The sequence below is a fragment of the Hydrogenobaculum acidophilum genome (genome assembly GCF_054656715.1).
The window spans coordinates 168314-187797 of the sequence record NZ_BAAHXP010000001.1 but is presented as its reverse complement, the minus strand read 5'-3'; the positions used below and the strand labels follow the sequence as shown (position 1 = coordinate 187797).

19 protein-coding genes are annotated in these 19484 nt (G+C 34.5%); 13 read left to right on the top strand and 6 right to left on the bottom strand.

Annotated elements, in window-relative coordinates:
- Positions 1-55: 55 nt before the first annotated feature.
- Positions 56-1594, top strand: coding sequence for an ATP-binding protein (locus ACYQZV_RS01010; RefSeq protein WP_459892282.1), 1539 nt, complete (start codon positions 56-58; stop codon positions 1592-1594).
- A gap of 31 nt (positions 1595-1625) precedes the next feature.
- Complete coding sequence (locus tag ACYQZV_RS01005) at positions 1626-2261, top strand: hypothetical protein (RefSeq protein WP_459892280.1); 636 nt, start codon at positions 1626-1628, stop codon at positions 2259-2261.
- Here ACYQZV_RS01005 and ACYQZV_RS01000 read toward each other — a convergent pair.
- From ACYQZV_RS01000 to ACYQZV_RS00980, 5 genes are read right to left on the bottom strand one after another with little or no spacing between them, the layout of a single operon-like run.
- Entirely contained in the window at positions 2250-2537 is a 288-nt protein-coding gene (locus tag ACYQZV_RS01000; RefSeq protein ID WP_459892278.1) for a hypothetical protein, read from the bottom strand. The genes ACYQZV_RS01005 and ACYQZV_RS01000 overlap by 12 nt on opposite strands.
- The gene (gene mtaB / locus ACYQZV_RS00995) at positions 2534-3769 is read right to left on the bottom strand and encodes a tRNA (N(6)-L-threonylcarbamoyladenosine(37)-C(2))-methylthiotransferase MtaB (RefSeq protein ID WP_459892276.1); all 1236 of its coding nucleotides are present in this window, start codon (positions 3767-3769) and stop codon (positions 2534-2536) included. Before mtaB ends, ACYQZV_RS01000 begins: the two co-directional genes overlap by 4 nt.
- On the bottom strand, positions 3769-4752 hold the full coding sequence (moaA, locus tag ACYQZV_RS00990) for a GTP 3',8-cyclase MoaA (RefSeq protein ID WP_459892274.1): 984 nt from the start codon (positions 4750-4752) through the stop codon (positions 3769-3771). Before moaA ends, mtaB begins: the two co-directional genes overlap by 1 nt.
- Positions 4721-5140, bottom strand: a complete 420-nt coding sequence (locus tag ACYQZV_RS00985; protein ID WP_459892272.1) for a molybdenum cofactor biosynthesis protein MoaE — start codon at positions 5138-5140, stop codon at positions 4721-4723. Before ACYQZV_RS00985 ends, moaA begins: the two co-directional genes overlap by 32 nt.
- Before the next feature lie 49 nt (positions 5141-5189).
- A complete protein-coding gene (locus ACYQZV_RS00980) occupies positions 5190-6068 on the bottom strand; it encodes a F0F1 ATP synthase subunit gamma (protein WP_459892270.1) in 879 nt (292 codons plus the stop codon).
- A gap of 85 nt (positions 6069-6153) precedes the next feature.
- Here ACYQZV_RS00980 and ACYQZV_RS00975 point away from each other — a divergent pair, with 85 nt between their 5' ends.
- The 9 genes from ACYQZV_RS00975 to ACYQZV_RS00935 all read left to right on the top strand — a co-directional run bounded on the left by ACYQZV_RS00975 (position 6154) and on the right by ACYQZV_RS00935 (position 16474).
- Complete coding sequence (locus ACYQZV_RS00975) at positions 6154-9126, top strand: valine--tRNA ligase (RefSeq protein WP_459892268.1); 2973 nt, start codon at positions 6154-6156, stop codon at positions 9124-9126.
- Entirely contained in the window at positions 9123-9629 is a 507-nt protein-coding gene (locus tag ACYQZV_RS00970; protein ID WP_459892266.1) for a murein hydrolase activator EnvC family protein, read from the top strand. Before ACYQZV_RS00975 ends, ACYQZV_RS00970 begins: the two co-directional genes overlap by 4 nt.
- A gap of 46 nt (positions 9630-9675) precedes the next feature.
- On the top strand, positions 9676-11052 hold the full coding sequence (locus tag ACYQZV_RS00965) for a hypothetical protein (protein ID WP_459892264.1): 1377 nt from the start codon (positions 9676-9678) through the stop codon (positions 11050-11052).
- 87 nt (positions 11053-11139) lie between these two features.
- Positions 11140-12021 (top strand): hypothetical protein, encoded by an 882-nt coding sequence (locus ACYQZV_RS00960; RefSeq protein WP_459892262.1) that lies wholly within the window; start codon positions 11140-11142, stop codon positions 12019-12021.
- A 7-nt stretch (positions 12022-12028) separates the two neighbouring features.
- Positions 12029-12814 (top strand): YMGG-like glycine zipper-containing protein, encoded by a 786-nt coding sequence (locus tag ACYQZV_RS00955; RefSeq protein ID WP_459892260.1) that lies wholly within the window; start codon positions 12029-12031, stop codon positions 12812-12814.
- Positions 12811-14133, top strand: a complete 1323-nt coding sequence (locus tag ACYQZV_RS00950; RefSeq protein ID WP_459892258.1) for a caspase family protein — start codon at positions 12811-12813, stop codon at positions 14131-14133. The genes ACYQZV_RS00955 and ACYQZV_RS00950 overlap by 4 nt, the downstream gene beginning before the upstream one ends.
- Positions 14134-14145: 12 nt before the next feature.
- The gene (locus ACYQZV_RS00945) at positions 14146-15012 is read left to right on the top strand and encodes an ABC transporter permease family protein (RefSeq protein ID WP_459892256.1); all 867 of its coding nucleotides are present in this window, start codon (positions 14146-14148) and stop codon (positions 15010-15012) included.
- Between the two features lie 10 nt (positions 15013-15022).
- Positions 15023-15916: a tetratricopeptide repeat protein gene (locus ACYQZV_RS00940; protein WP_459892254.1), complete on the top strand. Its 894-nt coding sequence runs from the start codon at positions 15023-15025 to the stop codon at positions 15914-15916.
- A gap of 18 nt (positions 15917-15934) precedes the next feature.
- Entirely contained in the window at positions 15935-16474 is a 540-nt protein-coding gene (locus tag ACYQZV_RS00935; RefSeq protein ID WP_459892252.1) for a DUF996 domain-containing protein, read from the top strand.
- 50 nt (positions 16475-16524) lie between these two features.
- On the opposite strand, the gene ACYQZV_RS00930 is transcribed toward ACYQZV_RS00935, so the two are convergent.
- Positions 16525-17190 (bottom strand): Bax inhibitor-1/YccA family protein, encoded by a 666-nt coding sequence (locus tag ACYQZV_RS00930; protein WP_459892250.1) that lies wholly within the window; start codon positions 17188-17190, stop codon positions 16525-16527.
- 182 nt (positions 17191-17372) lie between these two features.
- Between ACYQZV_RS00930 and ACYQZV_RS00925 the strand changes: the two genes are divergently transcribed.
- Both ACYQZV_RS00925 and ACYQZV_RS00920 read left to right on the top strand, forming a co-directional pair.
- Entirely contained in the window at positions 17373-18473 is a 1101-nt protein-coding gene (locus ACYQZV_RS00925) for a tRNA (guanine(26)-N(2))-dimethyltransferase (protein ID WP_459892248.1), read from the top strand.
- On the top strand, positions 18464-19483 hold the full coding sequence (locus ACYQZV_RS00920) for a polysaccharide deacetylase family protein (protein WP_459892246.1): 1020 nt from the start codon (positions 18464-18466) through the stop codon (positions 19481-19483). Before ACYQZV_RS00925 ends, ACYQZV_RS00920 begins: the two co-directional genes overlap by 10 nt.
- Position 19484: the final 1 nt, after the last annotated feature.

Sequence of the window (19484 nt, the reverse complement as noted above, 5' to 3'; positions counted from 1 at the left end):
TAAAATACGTTATGAAAGTGTGGTATAATTTTTGTCTACACTGGAGAATTGCAAAATGAAAAAACTACCAATAGGAATACAGAACTTAAAAGAAATCATAACAGAAGGATATTACTATGTAGATAAAACAGCTTTTGTAAAAAAACTACAAGAAAAAGGAAAATATTTCTTTCTTGGTCGTCCAAGAAGGTTTGGAAAGTCTCTATTCTTAGATACGCTAAAAGAAGCGTTTAACGGAAACAAAGAACTATTTAAAGGACTTTATCTATATGAAAACTGGGATTGGAGTAAAAAATATCCTATTGTGATGATAGATTTAAGTGTTGTACTAACAGATACTGTAGAAAGATTAGAAAGCTCATTAAACTCTAGCCTAAATAAAGTTGCTAAAGAATACAACATAACTTTTGAAGAACAATATCCAAGTTTAAGATTTCAAGAGCTTATTCAAAAACTCTATGAGAAATACGATCAAAAAGTGGTAGTCCTTGTAGATGAATACGATAAACCTATCTTAGATGTTATAGAAGACCCAAATATGGCAAAAAACAATAGAGAAATTCTAAAGAAATTCTTTGAAATACTAAAACCCTCTGACCCTTACTTACATTTTGTATTTATCACTGGGGTATCGAGATTTTCAAAGGTGTCTATATTCAGTGGATTAAATCAGCTTAACGATATAACGTTAGATAGAGATTTTTCCACAATATGTGGATATACCCAAAAAGAACTTGAAACAGTGTTTGAGGATAGGATAAAAGATTTTGATAAGGAAGAGGTAAAAAGATGGTACAATGGCTATTCTTGGCTCGGAGAAACTGTATACAACCCATTTGATATACTTCTTTTATTTGATAAAAAAGAGTTTAGACCATACTGGTTTGAAACAGGAACACCCACATTTTTGATAAAGCTACTTATAAACAAAAAAGAATATCTACCTAAATTAGAAAATCTCAATGCAAACGAAGAGATAATGTCAAACCTTGATATAGACTTTATAAAACCAGAAAACATACTATTCCAATCAGGATACCTAACGATAAAAAATACCAAAAAGATAGGGGTAAAGACAACATATGTTTTAACATATCCAAATTTAGAAGTAAGAATAAGTCTAAACAGCAGTCTTTTAGATTATATATTTCGTGATACTCAATCATCAGAATACATCACAACAATAGGGGAATCTTTGCAAAATGAAGATTTGGAAAAAGTAAGGGAATACCTTTATAGCTTTTTTGCAAGCATACCAGTAGATTGGTATAGGGAAAACAACATTCAAGAATATGAAGGTTTTTATGCATCGGTAGTGTATGCACTATTTAATGGAAGTGGGCTCACAACCATTACAGAAGATGCCACAAACAAAGGAAAGATAGATTTAACCATTATAATAGAGAATAAGGTTTACATATTGGAGTTTAAGGTAATAGAAGAATCAGGCAAAGGACAAGCGTTAGGGCAAATCAAAGAAAAAGGATATCATGAAAAGTACAAGGGCAAATACAAAGAGATATACATAATAGGTATTGAATTTAGCAAAGAGAAAAGGAATATTGTTAATTTTGAAGTGGACAAGATAAGTTGATGAATAATGTTTTTAGTATTATAATAAAATCATGAAAATTTTTAAACTTTTAATTTTTATTCTCGGCTTTTGCGTGTTGTCTTATGCTTATCCAAATATAAGCGTAAAACTTACTGCTAATAAAAGCCTTTTACCAAGCGTTTATAAACTAGGTATTGATATAAATCATAATGCTCAAAACAGCGACGATATAATAGATTATCTTGGTAAGGTTGATAGTATGATAAGAGCTCTCAATATACCTTATAAAGGTGGTAATTTTAGCATCTTAAAAAATTGCTTTTACTCAAACAGCAAATACATATGCGAAGGTTACAAAGGGATTGATAACTATACTTTTTATATGAAAAATCCAAAAGACCAAGAGAAGATATTAAATGCTTTAAAAGGTATAAGCTACGAGATAACTTACTCTGGTTTTGTAGTACCAAAAGAAGAGCTTGATAAAACAAAAGATGATCTTGTAAAAGTTTTAGCTAAGAAATCCATTGATTATGCAGCGGAGTTTTCAAAGATTTTTAACAAAAGTTGCTTTGTAAAAAGCATCTCTTATGTAGAAAACGCCCCTAGGCCAATAGCTTTTTCTATGGTAAAAACTTCACCTTTACCGGCTGTCTCAAAGCAAAGCGTTAGTATGGATGCTTTGGTCAATATCTCATGTAGATAGAGCTTCTTGAGGAACGTTTGATAAGTATACTACGTCTCCTTTGTCTGTAAGGCCAAACTTGTCTTGAAACTTGTCTTTGTAGTTTTTTTCGTTGTTTATAAAGCGCTCTAAGCTTTTTGGTTCGTTGTGGGCTCTCATGATATACTCTTTGGTGGTGTTGTTTGAGAAGGTGATTAGTACTTTAAGACAGTAAAATTTTGAGTTTTCACCGTCAGAACAGCGCTCTATCTTGCCGTCTACTGGCTCTACCTTTACGCTTCTTGCCACTATCTTCATAACTTTACAAATATTATATCATTTATTTTTTCAAATTTATCCATATTAAGCTCGTTAGGGGTTAGCTCTATGTAGTTTTCTGTGATGGCTTTAGAATGTGATAGCGTTATAGCTCTTAGTGTTTTATCTTTCATACTTTTTCTAAAATGTTCTCTTTTTTCTTTGTCTAGATTGTGGAGGATGTTTGAACGTTCTTTTTTGGTTTTCGGGTCTATTTTCGGGTTTAGTTTTTGGGCTTTTGTAAAGGGCCTATCTGAATATGTAAATATGTGAAGGTAAGCAAAGGGAAAATCCTTTAGGAAGTTGTAGGTGATATTAAAATCTTCATCGGTTTCTGTTGGAAATCCTACTATTATATCTGTTCCTATGGCGCTGATTGGTCTTTTTTTAAGGATATAATTTACAGTCTCTTCATACTCTTTTAGCGTATATTCTCTTTCCATGGCTTTTAATATCTTATCGCTGGCGCTTTGAAGAGAGAGATGAAAATGAGGCATTATATTCTCTTCTTCTGTGATAAGCTTAAGTAAGTCTCTGTCGCTTTTGATTTCGTTTACATTCATAGAGGATAGTCTTATAAATATTGGTATTTTTAGCAGTTTCTTTAAAAGCCAAAATAAAGACGTGCCCTTGTCGTGTCCATACTGGCTTAGCTGTGTGCCAGTGAGCACCACTTCTTTGTAGCCTTTTTCATAAAAGTTTTTTACGCTTTTAAAAACAAACTCTTCATCTACGCTTCTTGATTTACCCCTAGCAAAGGGTATTACGCAGAAAGTGCAAAAGCTGTTGCATCCTTCTTGAATTTTCAAAAAGGGTCTTTGATTTTCAAAAACTATATCCTCATGAAAGGTTATATCATTTTTTCTAAAGATGTTGTCCACATAGGATATTTTCTTACGGGTTTCAATGTGATTTTTTATAGCTTCTAATATATCTGTCCTATTTGCATTTCCTAAGACTATGTCTACTTCTTTTAGCTTTTCTAAAGCTTCTTTTTGAGTTTGTGCATAGCATCCTGTAGCTATTACAATTGCCTTTGGGTTTTCTTTTTTAGCTTTATATATTGCCTGTCTTGAGCTTCTATCCGCTTGAGATGTTACAGTGCAGGTGTTTATTATGTATATATCTGGCATATCTGACTTTTCATAACCTTGTTTTAAAAGCCAAGAGCTTATAAAATCTCCGTCAAATTGATTCATCCTACATCCTAAGTTTATGACTTTAAACTTCATCAGCCACCTATTGAAGTCATAGCTCTGTTGCAATCTAAAAATTCGTAGTCGTTGTTTATTATATATTCGTTTGACAGGTTTTTTTGCTTTATAATCTCTGGCATCATGTTTTTAAAAGCTTCAATACCCTCTTCCCTTATTATCTTTTTGAGGTTTACGCCAGTGTTTGTCCTAAGGCAGTACATCAATGTACCTTCTGGAGTTAACCTCAACTTTGAACACCCATCGCAAAACGGACTTGATATTGGGCTTATAAACCCAACTTCTGTATTTATAGACTCTATCAAGAACCTTTTGGCACTCTTAGAACCATCTGGTGGTAAAGCCGTTAATTTTCCATAGGTTTTTTCTAAAAGCTCAAAAACGTGATGGTTGTAAACGATTTTTGATTTATTGAAAAAATCAAGCTTTCCCACTGGCATTAGTTCTATAAACCTTATCCTTGCGTTTGTGCTTCTTGCAAACTCCACAAGGGGTATAACTTCTTCGTCGTTGAAGTTTCTAATAAGCACTGTGTTTAATTTTATGTTAAAACCTAATGAAGAAGCCTCATGTATACCCTCTAAAACAGGTTTTATATCGGTTTTGGTAATGTGCTTAAATTTACCTTGGTTTAGTGTATCTAAGCTTATATTTATAGTGTCAAGACCAGCATCTTTTAAAAGTTTTCCATACTCTTTTAGGTATGTGCCGTTGGTGGTCATTGAGATGGACTCTAAGTTTTGGGCTTTTAGCAAAGATATCAAGTTCCAAATTTGTGGTCTTAAAAGTGGTTCTCCGCCGGTGATTCTCACTTTTTTAAGACCAAAATCTTTCATGACATCAACTATATCTCTTATCTCTTCGTAAGTCAACATTTCTTTGTGAGGTATGTAGTCTAAGTTAAAAGGTCTACAATAGTTGCATTTCATATTGCATTTATCTGTAACGGATATCCTTAAATACGTTATTTCATGCACCCATGACCCATTTTGAGCTTCCATCTCTAAAGACCTCCTTTTTCCATATGGGAGCTTCTTTTTTTACCTCGTCTACTATAAACCGAGAGCCTTTGTAAACCTCGTCTCTATGAGAGCCAAGCACCAACACGAAAAAAGACACCTCACCCACTTTTACGCTTCCTATTTTATGGTATATGTAAGCATCCACAAGAGAAAACTCTTTTATAGCTTTTTGTCTTATGTCTTCAAAAATCTTTAAAGCCATGGGTTCATGGGCTTCGTAAAAGAGTTCTACTATATCTCCGTCTTCTTTTGAAGCTCTTGCTATTCCTAGAAATGTTAAAGAAGCTCCTACCTCTTTTGGGACAGACTTTAGTATATCTTCTTCGTTGGCTATAAACTCTACACCTATAGAAACCCTAGGAATCATCAAATTTAATATATCTAAAAGCTCAAAAACTTCTATGTAGTATATTAGCTTAATCCATGGCTTCGGCGGCTGTCACTATATCTATTAGCTCTGCTGTAATAGACTCTTGACGGGCTTTGTTGAATATCAAAGTCCATTTTTTGATGAGGTCTGATGCGTTTCTGGTGGCGTTATCCATGGCTACCATACGGGCAAAGTGTTCGGCGGCGTTTGATTCTAGCATGGCTCTATAAAGCTGATAGTTCATGTATATGTTTATAATACCGTCCAGTATATCTGTTTCGTTGCCTTCTATGTTGTATACGGTGTTGTGGTCCAATGGGCGTTCTTGTATATTTATATCTTCTTCTCTTATGGGTAAGAATCTTCTTTCTTTTGGAGCGTATGTGGCTTTTGTTATCATTTCGTTGTTGAAAAGCACAATGAGGTCAGTTTGTTCTTCTTTGTATCTTGCCATAAGCTTAGCGCTTAGTTCTTTTACTATGTCAAAGTTTATTTCTTTCTTAAATACATCCTGATAGGAGCTTATTATGTTGTATTTTCTCTTAGAGTAATACTGATTGGCCTTTTTACCTATCAGATGAAGATTTACTTCTTGATTTTGGCAAGATTTTAGATAGTTATCCACCTTTTTAAAAAGGTTTGCATTAAAGGCTCCGGCCAATCCTCTATCTGCGCTTATAACCACCAAGTCCACAGTTTTTAAATCCCTTCTTCTAAAAAGAGGATGAGAATACGTATCTATGTGGGCAAAAAGATGTGCCATTATTTCGTATAATTTATCTGAATAAGGTCTTGCCTTAAATATGGCTTCTTGAGCTTTTCTTAGCTTGGCAGCGGATACTACTTTCATAGCGTTTGTAATACGCATGGTATTTTTTATACCGGCTATTTTACTCTTTATATCCCTTGGTGATAGCTTTGGCATATCTTCCACCTCTTAAAAGTTTGCTTTATATTATATCATAAAAATAATATGCTTATAGGTGCTTATTTTGGTAAAATAATAGCTTATGAAAGAATATCTACCAAAAGAAGTTGAGCAAGAGGTTTTGGAAAATTGGGTTAAATCAAATATATACACTGTTAAAAGCCCAAAAAAGGCTTTTAGCATGGTGATACCACCGCCAAATGTGACAGGTTCTTTACATATAGGACATGCTCTTAACATAACCCTTCAAGATATAATGGCAAGGTTTAAAAGGATGCAAGGTTTTGACGTGGTGTGGGTGCCAGGTTTTGACCATGCGGGGATTGCTACTCAGTTTGTGGTGGAAAGAGAGCTATCGAAAGAAAATAAATCAAGGCTTGAGATAGGAAGAGAAGAGTTTTTAAAGAAAGTGTGGGAATGGGTTTATAAATCAAGGGACAACATTAAAAATCAAGTGAAAAGGCTTGGAGCCTCCGTAGATTGGTCAAGAGAGCGTTTTACGATGGACGAAGGCTTTTCAAGAGCCGTAAGACACGCTTTTAAAAAGCTCTACGAGGAAGGGCTTATAAAAAAAGATACATACATTGTAAACTGGTGTCCAAAAGATTTGACGGCTTTATCAGATTTGGAGGTAGAACACGAGGAGGAGAAAGGAAAGCTTTACTATATAAAGTATCCAGTTTTAAACACCGACGAATACATAGTGGTAGCCACCACAAGACCAGAAACGATGCTTGGAGATGTGGCGGTGGCTGTAAATCCAAACGATGAAAGATACAAGTACCTTATAGGTAAAAAGCTAAAGCTTCCTTTGGTGGATTGGGTAAGATACGATATAACAGGCACTGAGGTAAGCCCAGAAATACTTGTTATAGCGGATGAGTTTGTGGATATGGAGTTTGGCACTGGGGCTGTCAAGATTACCCCAGCTCACGACCCAAACGACTACGAAGCAGGTTTAAGACAAAGTCTTCCAATAGTAAAAATAATGGATGAAAGAGCAAAACTCACCAAAAATGCTGGTAGATTTGAAGGTTTGGATAGATATGAAGCAAGAGAAAAGATAGTGGACGAGCTCAAAAGTTTGGGGCTTTTAGAAAAAGAAGAAGAGCATACCCATGCGGTAGGAAAATGCTATAGATGTAAAACCACCATAGAGCCTATGGTATCTACTCAATGGTTTTTAAAAGTATCCACAAAAAAAGACGAGTTTTTAGATATAGTAAAAGCCAAAAAAACGAGGTTTATACCATCAAACTGGGAAAAAAACTATACAGATTGGATAGAAAACATAAAAGATTGGTGTATATCTCGTCAAATATGGTGGGGACATAGGATACCAGTATGGGAGTGTGAAGATTGCAAAAAAGAGTCTATATACACCGATGATGATTTTAACTATGTTCAAGATAAGCTTATTTTTAACCTTTTGGCAGATGGAAAGATAAAGAAGATTTTTACACCCAAGGAGATAGACAATATTCTAAACGGCAAAAACTTTGTACATCCTGAGATGACCACCCTTGATTTTTACAAACACTTTGCTTATAAAAAATATTACGCTACTGGTATAAACGAGTTTTCCATATGGCAATACATGGCAAATAGAAGAGATTTGTACAAATATCACAAAGAAGTTAAAGGTTTTGAGTTTTTATTAAAATGTAAACACTGCGGTTCTAACAATATTAGGCAAGTGGAAGATGTACTTGACACATGGTTTTCATCGGCTTTGTGGCCCTTCGGAGTTTTTTCTTGGCCAGAGCAAAACAGCGATTTGGGAGCTTGCTATCCTAACAGTTTGCTTGTAACGGCCTTTGACATACTCTTTTTCTGGGTGGCTCGTATGATAATGATGAGTAAAATGCTAAACGACAAAGAGCCCTTCAAAGATGTTTATATACACGCTCTTATAAGAGATGAAAAAGGCCAAAAGATGTCAAAAACCAAAGGAAACGTTATAGACCCAATAGATGTGATAGAAAAATACGGAGCCGACAGCCTTAGGTTTACGCTGGCCTCTCTTAGCTCTGCCATAAGGGACATAAAGCTTTCCGAACAAAAGTTTGAGGCTAGCAAATTTTTTGCCAACAAAATATGGAACGCCGCAAAGTTTGTTATATCAAACACACCAGGAAACTTCCTAACAGATATCATATACGCTGATATGTACGAAAAAGAAGATTATTGGATAATCACCGCGCTAAACCTCACCATAGGGCAAATCACCGAATATCTGGAAAATTATCAGTTTAGCCATGCCGCTCAAAGCATCTACAACTTCTTCTGGAACGAGTTTTGCGATTGGTATATAGAGTTTTCCAAGCTTCGCATCTACGAAAAGCCCTTAGAGATAAAAGAGGATATGCCTGATGAAGAAAAATCAAAGATAGAAGAACTAAATCAAAAAATACAAAAACGAAAGCTAACGGCTTTAGCGGTTTTAAATACAGTTTTATCCAAAGCTCTAAGGCTTTTGCATCCATTTATGCCCTTTATCACAAGCTATATACACGCTAGGACTATGTTTAACGACAAAGATATCTCTTTGAAAGAGTTTCCGGTTTTTGAAAAAGAAGCCATTGATATTAAAAGCTATGAAACCATAGAAAGATTAAAAAGAGTTATTTCTTTCATAAGAAAGATAAAATCTGATTTTAAAATAGAGTCAAAGATAAATATGTATTTTGAAAGCGATAGCTCAAAAGAGTTTTTAGAGGAGTTTAAGCCTCACATAACAAATCTCTGTAAATTAAGCTCCTTTGAGATACTCACAGACAAAACCAGCATGCTTTCAATACCTTTTGAAGACATAACCCTTTATATACCAGAAAAAGATTTTGATAGAGAATCTCTTTTGAAAGATTACGATAAAACACTAAAAGATTTAGAAAAGCAGCTATCTATATATACGTCAAAACTTCAAAACAAAAACTTTGTAGAAAAAGCTCCACCAGAAGAAGTAGAAAAAGCAAAAACCACCCAAGAAAGGCTCCAGCAAGAAAAAGAAAACGTAGAAAGGCTTATAAACATACTAAAATCTGATAAAATATGAGTATGGTAAAAAGGCTTTTACTACTTTTCGGTTTTGGGCTTTTAATAACATCCTGTGCTCAAGTAGAAGTAAAAAGCACCGGTCCTAATAGACTAGCCGAACTCACCAAACCTCTTCAAAATATCATCCCAAAGAAAAAGCCCCAAAAACCACCAAAACCAAAAGTAGAATCCATTTACCCAGTAAATGCAAAACCGGTATACGTCGGCAACAAAGTATATTTTTATACAGATTGCGGTGCAATGGTCCAAGCTATAGCCCCCGGCCAAGTAATATACTCCGGTAGGACGTTAAAAGCCTACAACTACATAGTCCTCATAAAAACCCCTCAAAACTTAGTGGATGTTTATACATACTTAGGAAAAGTTTTCGTTGCAAAAGGAGACTACGTCAAAAAAGGTGCTATAATAGGAGAAGTGGGCGTAGACCCAATAGACAATGTTTGCAAACTCTTATATGAAACCAGAAACACCAACGGTGATATTGTAAATCCAGTGTTTTAACAAGTTTTAAAAATGTTTATAAAGTTTACGTTAAAATATTATATGTATGAAGAAAATTAATTTAAAAAGCCTACTTGCTATAAGTCTTTTTACGGGAACTTCTCTTGTATTATCCTGTGGTGGGGGTGGTAGTTCTTCAAACGGCTATACTCAAAACGGCTATTATACTCTTAACGCTACCATGACGCTGGCAAATCCACCGGCTTATTCTGTGGGTTTACCAAGTTATACAATACCAATAGACACTTGGAATGTAAACTTAAACCTCGCATACTCTGGTAATACATCAACTCTATCAAATACTTATGCCACTATCACATCCGCTTCTATTTGTTTTGGCGATCCTACTATACCAGGGGGACAATGTCAGCCCGTATATCTTCAAAGCTATATTTTACCGTTAAACAGTAGCGATAAAGAAAGTATAACGCTCTCCAATAATTATAAACTTGGAGCTCTTGGGCTTATAGCAAATCCTTATCAAAATACTTTAAGTAGCTCTACTGTAGTAGCTCTTACTATACTATCGTCAACAACTTTAGTAAGCAACAGCATTTTAACTTTACCACAAAATCTATTTCCTGGTTCATTGCAAATAGGTTTTACAGCTACATATCAGGTACAAACATCAAACACTAGCATAACATCTATTACTAATATATACAACGGTAATAATCTAGTAAGCTCTTCCACGTCTGCTTCAAATTTTAGTGCTAATGCAATAGCATCATCTTATACTATTTCGGGCTTTTGTATAGACAATGGAAGTGGAGGTTTCTATCCACAAGCTTCTGGATTATCCACTTCATACAGCATAACCTGCAGTGGTAGTATAAACTACAACCAAGGGACTGTTTCAAACTTTTCAGTGAATCTACCTTCTACTATTAATATATCAAATACAAATTCATATGTTAATTCTAGTCTATCTTCTTCCACAAACGCCTCTTCTACAGCTTCTTCTACAACGATAGTTTTATCCTCTACTACATCGCTTTTGTCTCTTTCAAACGGATATCTAAACCAAAATCTCAATGTATCCTATGCAAGTTTGAATGGCTTTGGCGCAGGAAATTCTTTTTATGCATATTTACCGGTATTACCAACTAGTTTATATTATTACTTATATTATCTGCCCCAGTATGTTGTAGTAGGAAGTGCTACTATACCTTGCTCTCAATCCACTTGCCAGGTCATCCAAACCCCCAAAGGGTACTTGCTCCAAATTCAAAACATTTCTTTAAGCGGTGTAAGCGCCTCAGCTGTTTTGGGACAGTATGTGACTTTTAATCCGTCCGTTACAGTTTCAACGCATCTACCGGCTTCTACCATACCTTACACATTTTATGTAAATGCTATATTACCAGATGGTGATACAATGAGTGCCTCTTACAGCAGTGCTGTTGTAATACAAGCGCCTTAAATTTTAATTTAAGCTTAGTGATAGATATCATTGAAATTTGTAATACATTGCTATATAATTTTTCCATAGATATTGAGGAGGTAGGTTATGAAAAACCTAAAATACTTTACTTTATCTTTCTTGATGGTAGGGGGTCTTACTGTTTCCCTTATCAACCCAGCATTTGCCGCCGATGCTAGAGCTCTTTTTTTAAGTACGGCAGGTACAGAGATAAACTATCAAGCTAAACAAAATAATACACAGAATAATACAGAACACGTTGCTGAACATAAAGTAACCCACAAAGTCGTTCCTCATAAAGCCTACGCCTATAGACCTAGGTATCATAGAGTGTACCATCGTGTAGCATTGCAAAGAGTTTCTGAAAAAATACCGGCAGGTTTATCTATAGAGGTATTAAAAGTGGCTTCAAATGGCGTTGCTATACCTGTGGATCCATCTGTTTACAGATTTAGAAACGGTGATGAGTTTGCGGTTTCTTTTGAATCAAATACCCCAGGTTACGTTAGAGTATACAACATTAATCCTTCTGGCGATGTAAATTATCTAGGAACTTATGCCGTGCCGGCTTTTATGAGAGTGCAACTACCTAAAAACGGATATTTCAAATTTACCGGAGAAAGAGGAGAAGAAAAGCTGGTATTCCAATTGTATCCTTGTAGATATGAAACTAACTCTTATGGAGCATCTTCTTCAAGGGACATAGTATTAACTTCTTCAAACGGTTATGGTAGAGTTAGTGATAAAGTTTTAGAATCTTTACCGGATTGTGAACCTACAAATAATGGTTTAAAGGTAGGCTCTCAGGTAGTAGCTTATAATGACAATACTATGTCTAGGGACATAGTTTTGAGCGGTTCTAATCCCAAGTATTCATCTTATGAGGGTGGAGCTACTTACTATGTCGATCAGATAGATAGCAAAAATGTAAAGCCTATAACAGCAGTTATAAACTTCTTGCATAAGTGAAATTAAAATGAGATTAAAAGGTGTCTTTTGTCTTTTAATCAGCGCCAGTTGTTCTTTTGCTTTTGATTTTAATAGCTTATTAAATACTGTTCAAAACATTGAAAAGGCTTTACCGGTTAAAAATACAAATACTGCTAACTCAGCACAAAGTAGAAGTTTAAATTTAAACTCAGCACAAACTAATGCAAGCAATCACGAAGTAGTAAAAAGTGTTAATAGTTCTTGTAAGTATATGCTTGAACATTCTCCAAAAGACTCTGTAGTAGAAAGTACAGCTAAATATATGATAGGTGGAGCTATTGCTGGCGCATTGGCAGGAGCTTTACTAGACAAAAATAGAGCTCAAGGAGCTATTGTTGGAGCTATTGGTGGGGCTTTAGCGGGAGTGGGTTATTCTTATTATAAGAACCAAGAAAAACTTAGAACTTCTCCAGAGGATTTGGCTAAAAAAATAAATTATGATTATAAAAGCCCATATTTTAGATTTGAAAATATAATAATAAACGGAAATGCTTTTAGCCCTGGTCAGTACATACCTATGATATTTAGGTTTGATATATTAAAACCAGATAAACATGAAGGAGCGTTGGTAAGCTACTATGCTACGTTGTATAGAAACAATATACCTATATCTTCTTTTTATGATGTTATTACGCTACCTCAGGGAGGAGTGTCAGATGTGTTTGCTATACCGGTTTGCAAAGGTGCTGTGCCCGGTAATTATACTCTTTACGTGAGAGCTGTAAGCTCTGGTATACAGGATATAAAAGAGGCAAGTTGGGTTGTAAAATGAGTAGACTAAAGGGATTATTTTTAAAAGCTTTTGTCTTAGTGGCTTTTGGTTTAGCTTTTTCTTATGCTGATAGCATTCAAGAATATATAGATGAAATAAATAGTGTTTATCATAAAATAGGTCTTCAAGGTTTTGGCAAAGGTGCATATGTACAATTAGGAAGCAACGGTAAAATAGACTTAAAAGGTGATTATAAAACTTATAAAGATTTTGAAGAGGCGTTTTATATAGCAGAGTCTATAGCTGGCGTGTCAAACGTAAATCCAGCTTTTAACGTTATAAATGCAAACATTGTAGAAAGGCCGATGGAAGAATGCATAGCTTATTCTATGAAAAATGATGCTTACAAATGTTCGAATATTATAAGTGCTATAAGCAATATTCCAAGTGGAACTAAAAAATTAGCTATCCTGATAGCTGTTGGACAGTTTGAACATAATCATATACCCTATTTATATCCTGGTCCAGAAAATGATGCTAACTTAGTGGCAGATACATTAAGAAAAAAAGGCTTTGCGATAGAAAAGCTATATGATAAAGATGCAACTTTACAAAACGTAGAGAATACAATAAAGAATGCAATCAAATTACTGCCAAATGGATCAACGTTAGTAATATATGCTTCAAGTCATGGTTCACCTGATACTCCCATAGGAGAAACTGGCGTGGTATTGTACAATTCATATTTGGAAATACATAAACATGGAGGATGTAATTATTCCCAAAATCCAAAAACTAAAGAGGCTATGTCAAGAGATATAGTTATAGCTAATGCGGTTGATTCAGCCCAATCTATGTGTTACATAGTGCATAGCTCTCTTTTGATATCAAGAGATGTTTTACCACTTATAGCTCAATCTGGCAAAGACATAAACCTTGTAGTTATAGAGGACATATGTTATAGCGGAGCTACATTTAAAAATCTTATTCCAGATGCTAAAATAGATGATGTCTATGCACCCACCAAACTAGTGGCTGAAAACCTGGTGGGACTAGACCCATATCCTATGATACTTATAACATCCGCATCCGGCGAACAAAGAGCCGAACAAGCAAAAATAAATACGATGAACGGTAAAGTATGTCCAGATAATAGTAAAAACAAATATTGCGTAACTCATGGAATATTTACCTATTACTACTTCACTGGGCTTCCACCTAATGATTATTATCTTTATAAGACTTATAAAAAAGAATTTCCTATAATAGAGGCTACCGGAGGCAGTCTTAAGAAATCTATTAGCGGTCAGAATAATAAAGATAAGACTCAGACACCACTATTTATATCAAATAAGAATTTAAGCGATTTTAAATTCTAGGAGGAGTATTTTATGGCATCAAAACCTCAAGGTTTAGTTCTGGAAGCAGGTAAAAGAGCTGGTATAGAGAACCTCAACTCTGGCTCTGATATATTTGCTGATCCAAAAGCTATTTATGATAAAGAGCAAGAAGGCATAAAGAAATATATAGAGAACATGAAGTACGACAACGAAACTAAAAAGGATATAGTAGACATATGCAAAGATCCCAGCGATGAAAAATCAAAACAAAAGATCAAAGAGATTGCTAACAAGCTTAAAGAGATATATACCGAGAAGTTAGATATCGAGAAGGTTAACAAAATAAGAAATATGGAAAGTGGAATATACAGACAGAAGTTCACACCTAGTAGTAAAATATTTTTATTCCATTTTCTGTATTTTATGACGGTGATGGCAGAAATAGCCATATTAGTAATTATAGGAATTAGTGAGGGGGGGTTTAATCCAGTCATATTAGTTTATGGGCTTTTAATATTACTAGGTTCTTTTCTAATAGGTTATGGCTTAGGAGATATATTTTACAAGAGTGAATTAGGAAAACTTGGTCAGAATGAAAAAAGTTTTGGTATGCACGAGCATTTATCAAAGATATATATCGTTTTAGGCTTACTATTGCTTTTATTTGTAGCGTTTGTAAGAGCTGCCGGATCAGATTCTTTCATTCAAGTTTTTCTACTTACATTATTTTTGGGACTTGTAGCTGCTATATTTGAAGGTACTGCTTGGAGAATGCACAATCTCAATAACTGGGCTATACAAAGACAAGAAGAAGCCATGAGATTGTATGCTTCTAAGCTTCATGCAGAAGATTTTTCCGATGAAAAGTATGAAGGTCACATACTTAACTTAATGAAAGAGATATGTCAAAATAGTTGATGGAGGCGATATGAAGAAAAAACTCTTGCTTACAGGTCTTTTGGCTTTGACTTTGTTATCTTGCGGAGGGCCTAAGAAGACTGTATTGCTTGAAGGTGGCAATGCTTACGATTTACTTCAGCAATACATAAGTAAAACCCATACGAAACCTGGGGATTTAAGAGTAGAAGTTTGGGATGGTAAGAATATCAAAGCATATACGTTGTCATGGCAACAAACCCTAACTGGCGCTGATTATATGACATTATGGAAACAAAAATTAGAGCATGTTAATGCTCTTTATAAACCTGGCTTAGACAAAGAGGCTAAAGCAAACCATTGGGATGTGTATATCTCACCGTTATATTCTTTGGAGAATACAGCTTACAATACTTTGTCTAAGGTTCAAAACGCTATAAATAACGCTGTCAACAGCAATTCTAACAATAACTCATCTAATACTACAGCTAACAACGGTTCTAATAACAGCGCTTGCAACAATCAAGCAGGTTCTGATATAAATCTTGGCTTACAGCTTGTGACTCAAGGAGATTTCAAAGGAGCTAGCAAGCAATTCAAACAAGCTGTAAAAGACGATTCTAAATGTTCTTTGGCTTATCTTAATCTAGCTTCCGCTTATCTTGAAAGGAAAGATTATGATAAAGCTATAGATGTTGCTAAAGAAGGTTTAAAAAACGCCGGTGAGAATAAAGATTTAGAGTATGTGTTAGCTGAAGCTTACTCAGATGATAATAAATTAGACTATGCGGAGGATGCCCTTAAAAAGGCTTTAAAAGATGGTTTCAACGATCCAAACAAATTAGCTCATGACCCAGATTTAGAGAATTTAAGAAAACAAAGAAAAAGTGATTTTTGTGATATTTTAAATAAATATAAGATAGCCATAAAGTATTGTCTCGTATAAATATGGGAGGGTAAATATATGAGTGGAGAACAGTTGTCGGCTTCTACCGAAAAATCAAAAGTTAATATATCCTCCGCCAAGACTTTAGGAGGGATAGGTGCTATACTTGAATTTTTTCTACCTTTTATAGGTTGGATATTAGTTTTAATAAGTATATCTCAAATATCCGGTGCTGTAAAGAATTCAAAAATAATAAAGTCTTACATAATGGGTATTGTATTTGCGATTTTAGGGTTTATAATATCTTTCTTCTTTTTTGTGCCTAGTTTGCTAGCTTTATTTAATGATAATAGTGCAGGTTTTGGATTAGGTGGTATTTTATTCTCTGCTATAATCGCTTATGTATTTTGGATTATTGCCAGTGTTTATATAAGAAAGTCTTATGATATGTTGGCAGATGTTACAAAAGAAAATATGTTTAAAACAGCTGGTACCCTGTTTTTTATTGGGGCTATAACTACATTCGTATTTATAGGTTATATTTTGATTTTTATTAGCGATATTTTCTTGATTGTGGCTTTCTTTTCAGCTCCTAATGAAGTTGAAATAAGTTCTTAAATTTTACATTATTTTTATAAAAGCCCCCACTCTTATTGGGGGCTTTGTTTTTAGTTCCTTCTGTTGCCTGAAAACTCTAAAAACAAAAATAGGATATTTACAAATAAGTTTAGAACATCAAGATATAGTGCCAAAGCTAAAGCTATTGCTGGGGCATTCGGGTCCATGCTTAAAATACGTGCTGTATCGTAGCTCACATATAAGCTAAAAAGCACTGTCGCCACTATGGATATTACAAGAGCTGCCACTCCAGAGTGGAAAAATAAATTTAGCAAACTTGCTACCACTATAGCTATAAGACCAGCAAACAAAAACCCGCCCATTCCAAGGACATTTACCCTAAATACTATTGGCACCAAGCTCATACCTACAAAAGTAGCAGCCGTTGTTACAAGAGCATAAACTATGGCAGTAGGATTTACAGCCAATGCAAAAGAAAGTATGGGGGCCAATGTGAAACCTGTTATGAAGGTGAATACGTTTAGAAGAATAAACCCCGGTAAAGCCATTTCTTTGTTTTGACCTACTATGGATGTGGCAAATACTAACACAAGCTCAAGTATTGCAAACAACCAGAAGTGAGTTGCCACCATCGCTACATGAGAAAGCCCTACCACACTTCCCACTACGGCTGAGGCTATAGAAAAAGCCAACAACCCATATACTTTGCTAAGAAGCCCATAATCCCTTGTCGTTACACTATTAAACCTTTCCATAATACTAAATATAGTAATTTTTTGTGAAAATGCAATGAATGAGATAAAATATTAGATATGATAAGAAGCGTTTTAGAGGCTTTTTAGAGCAATCTTATGACCTATGAATATTCTAATGAACATCACAAAATAAAGCTAGAGACCAACAATCCTATTACAATTAAAAATACAGTGGATTTAATATGATGCTAAAAGAAGGTTTGGCGGAGTTTTTTATACCGGATTTGCCAGATGTCCTATCAAAAGAGATGCCAGTTTTTTATAACCCTTTTATGTCAATAAATAGAGATTTCACAGTGCTTATGTTAAAAGCTTACTCTAAGCTAAAAGCCAAAAAACTTTTTGTAGCAGACCCAATGAGTGCTTCTGGGATTAGGGTTTTAAGGCTTTTAAAAGAAACAGATGTGATAGAAAAAGCATTTTTAAACGATATAAAAAAAGAGGCTATAGAACTATCTAAAAAAAACCTTGAAGGATATCAAAATATAGAGTATTTTAACAAAGACGCAAAGATATTTTTGCTTGAAAACAAAGGTTTTGATTACATAGATTTAGACCCTTACGGAAGCCCTATACCATTTTTAGAGAGCGCTATAAACGCTTTAAAAACAGGAGGTCTTATAGGTATCACTGCTACAGATACAGCATCTTTGTCTGGGTCTTATCCTTTCAAAGCTTTTAGAAGGTATGGCTCTAAACCACTTGAGAGCGAGTTTTACCACGAGAGTGCGTTGAGGATACTTATAAAATCTGTAATAGAGGCTTCTTTTAGGCTTGATGTGGTGCTTAAACCTATATTTGGTTTTAGCTATAGACACTTCCTAAGGATATTTTTTATAAAATTAAAAGGCGTATCAAAAGCCATAGATATATCTACAAGCATAGGTTATATAGGTTATTGTCATAGTTGTAAGTTTAGAGAAAGCTATACTTGTATTCTTGATTTGCCTAAGTTTTGTCCGTTGTGTGGTGATTTTTTTGATTACGGAGGACCTTTGTACATAGGCCCCATTTATGGCGATGAGTTTTTAAACATCATAAAGAATGAAGATTTTACATACTTTCACAAAGATACTGTTAGGCTTTTCAAAACGATTTTAAAAGAAGCTAGCGTAAAATCTCCTTGGTTTTACAAGGCAAATATCTTTGGAAAGGGTACTATGCCAAAGCTAAAAAATATATTAAAAGATTTAAATGCAAAACCCACTCATTTTAGTCCGGAGGGTTTTAAAACAGATTTAGAGTTTAAATATATAAAGGAGTATTTTGACAGATGGGTGTAATGGTATTTTGCTATCATAAGATATTTCCTAAAAAGTCTTACGATGTAGACTTGTCTTTGTTTGAAAAGCATATAAAAATTTTGGATAGCTTTTATGAGGTGCTTAGCTTAGAACGGTTAAAAGCCTACATAGACGGGCTTTATATCCCAAGAAAACCAGCGGTGGTGCTTACTTTTGACGATGGTTATGTGGATAATTTTATATACGCTTACCCTATATTAAAAAAATACAAAAAAAGAGCTATCATATTTCCTATATATTCTAGGCTTTTAAGAGAAGACATAAAAAGACCGACGCTGTTTGATTACTGGGAAGGTAAAGTCTCTTTAAAAGACCTTTATAAACCTATTGGTGCCGGAGAAGCTAACAAAGAGTTTTTTGAAAAAGGTATATCCTATGATTTTCTTAGCTTTGAAGAGTTAAGGTCTATGCTTGATGTGTTTGATGTAGGCTCCCACGGACTTACTCATTCAAAAACTTTCATCTCTTCAAAGCCAATAGCTATTTACAACGGCAAAAACTATCACTATTCTTTGTCTTCTATCTATAAACCTCTAAAAGAAGGGCTTCCCATATACCCATCCAAAAGCGATTTATCACATCCAAAAGCTTTGATACCAACATCAGTTTACGAGCTTTTAGAAAAAAACAAATGTAAAAATCTAATAGAGGTTTATGACAAAAGCCTAAAACTTGATTTTGAAACAGAAAACCAATATAGAGAAAGGGTGAGCTATGAGCTTAAAGCATCAAAGGAAGGTTTAGAAAAAGCCCTTGGTGTGAGAGTTATATCTTTTGCCTATCCTTTTGGAGATATGTCAGACATCTTAAAAGAAGAAGCTTCGAAGATTTTCTATATGGCTTTTAGCACCAAGAAAAAACCAGTTTATCCACATCAAGATAGATACGATATAGGGCGCGTTATAGCTGTAAAAGATATTTTTACATTTATAAAAAATGTTATATACTATCCTACAAGGATATACCGATATTTAAACAAAGGCTCATGAT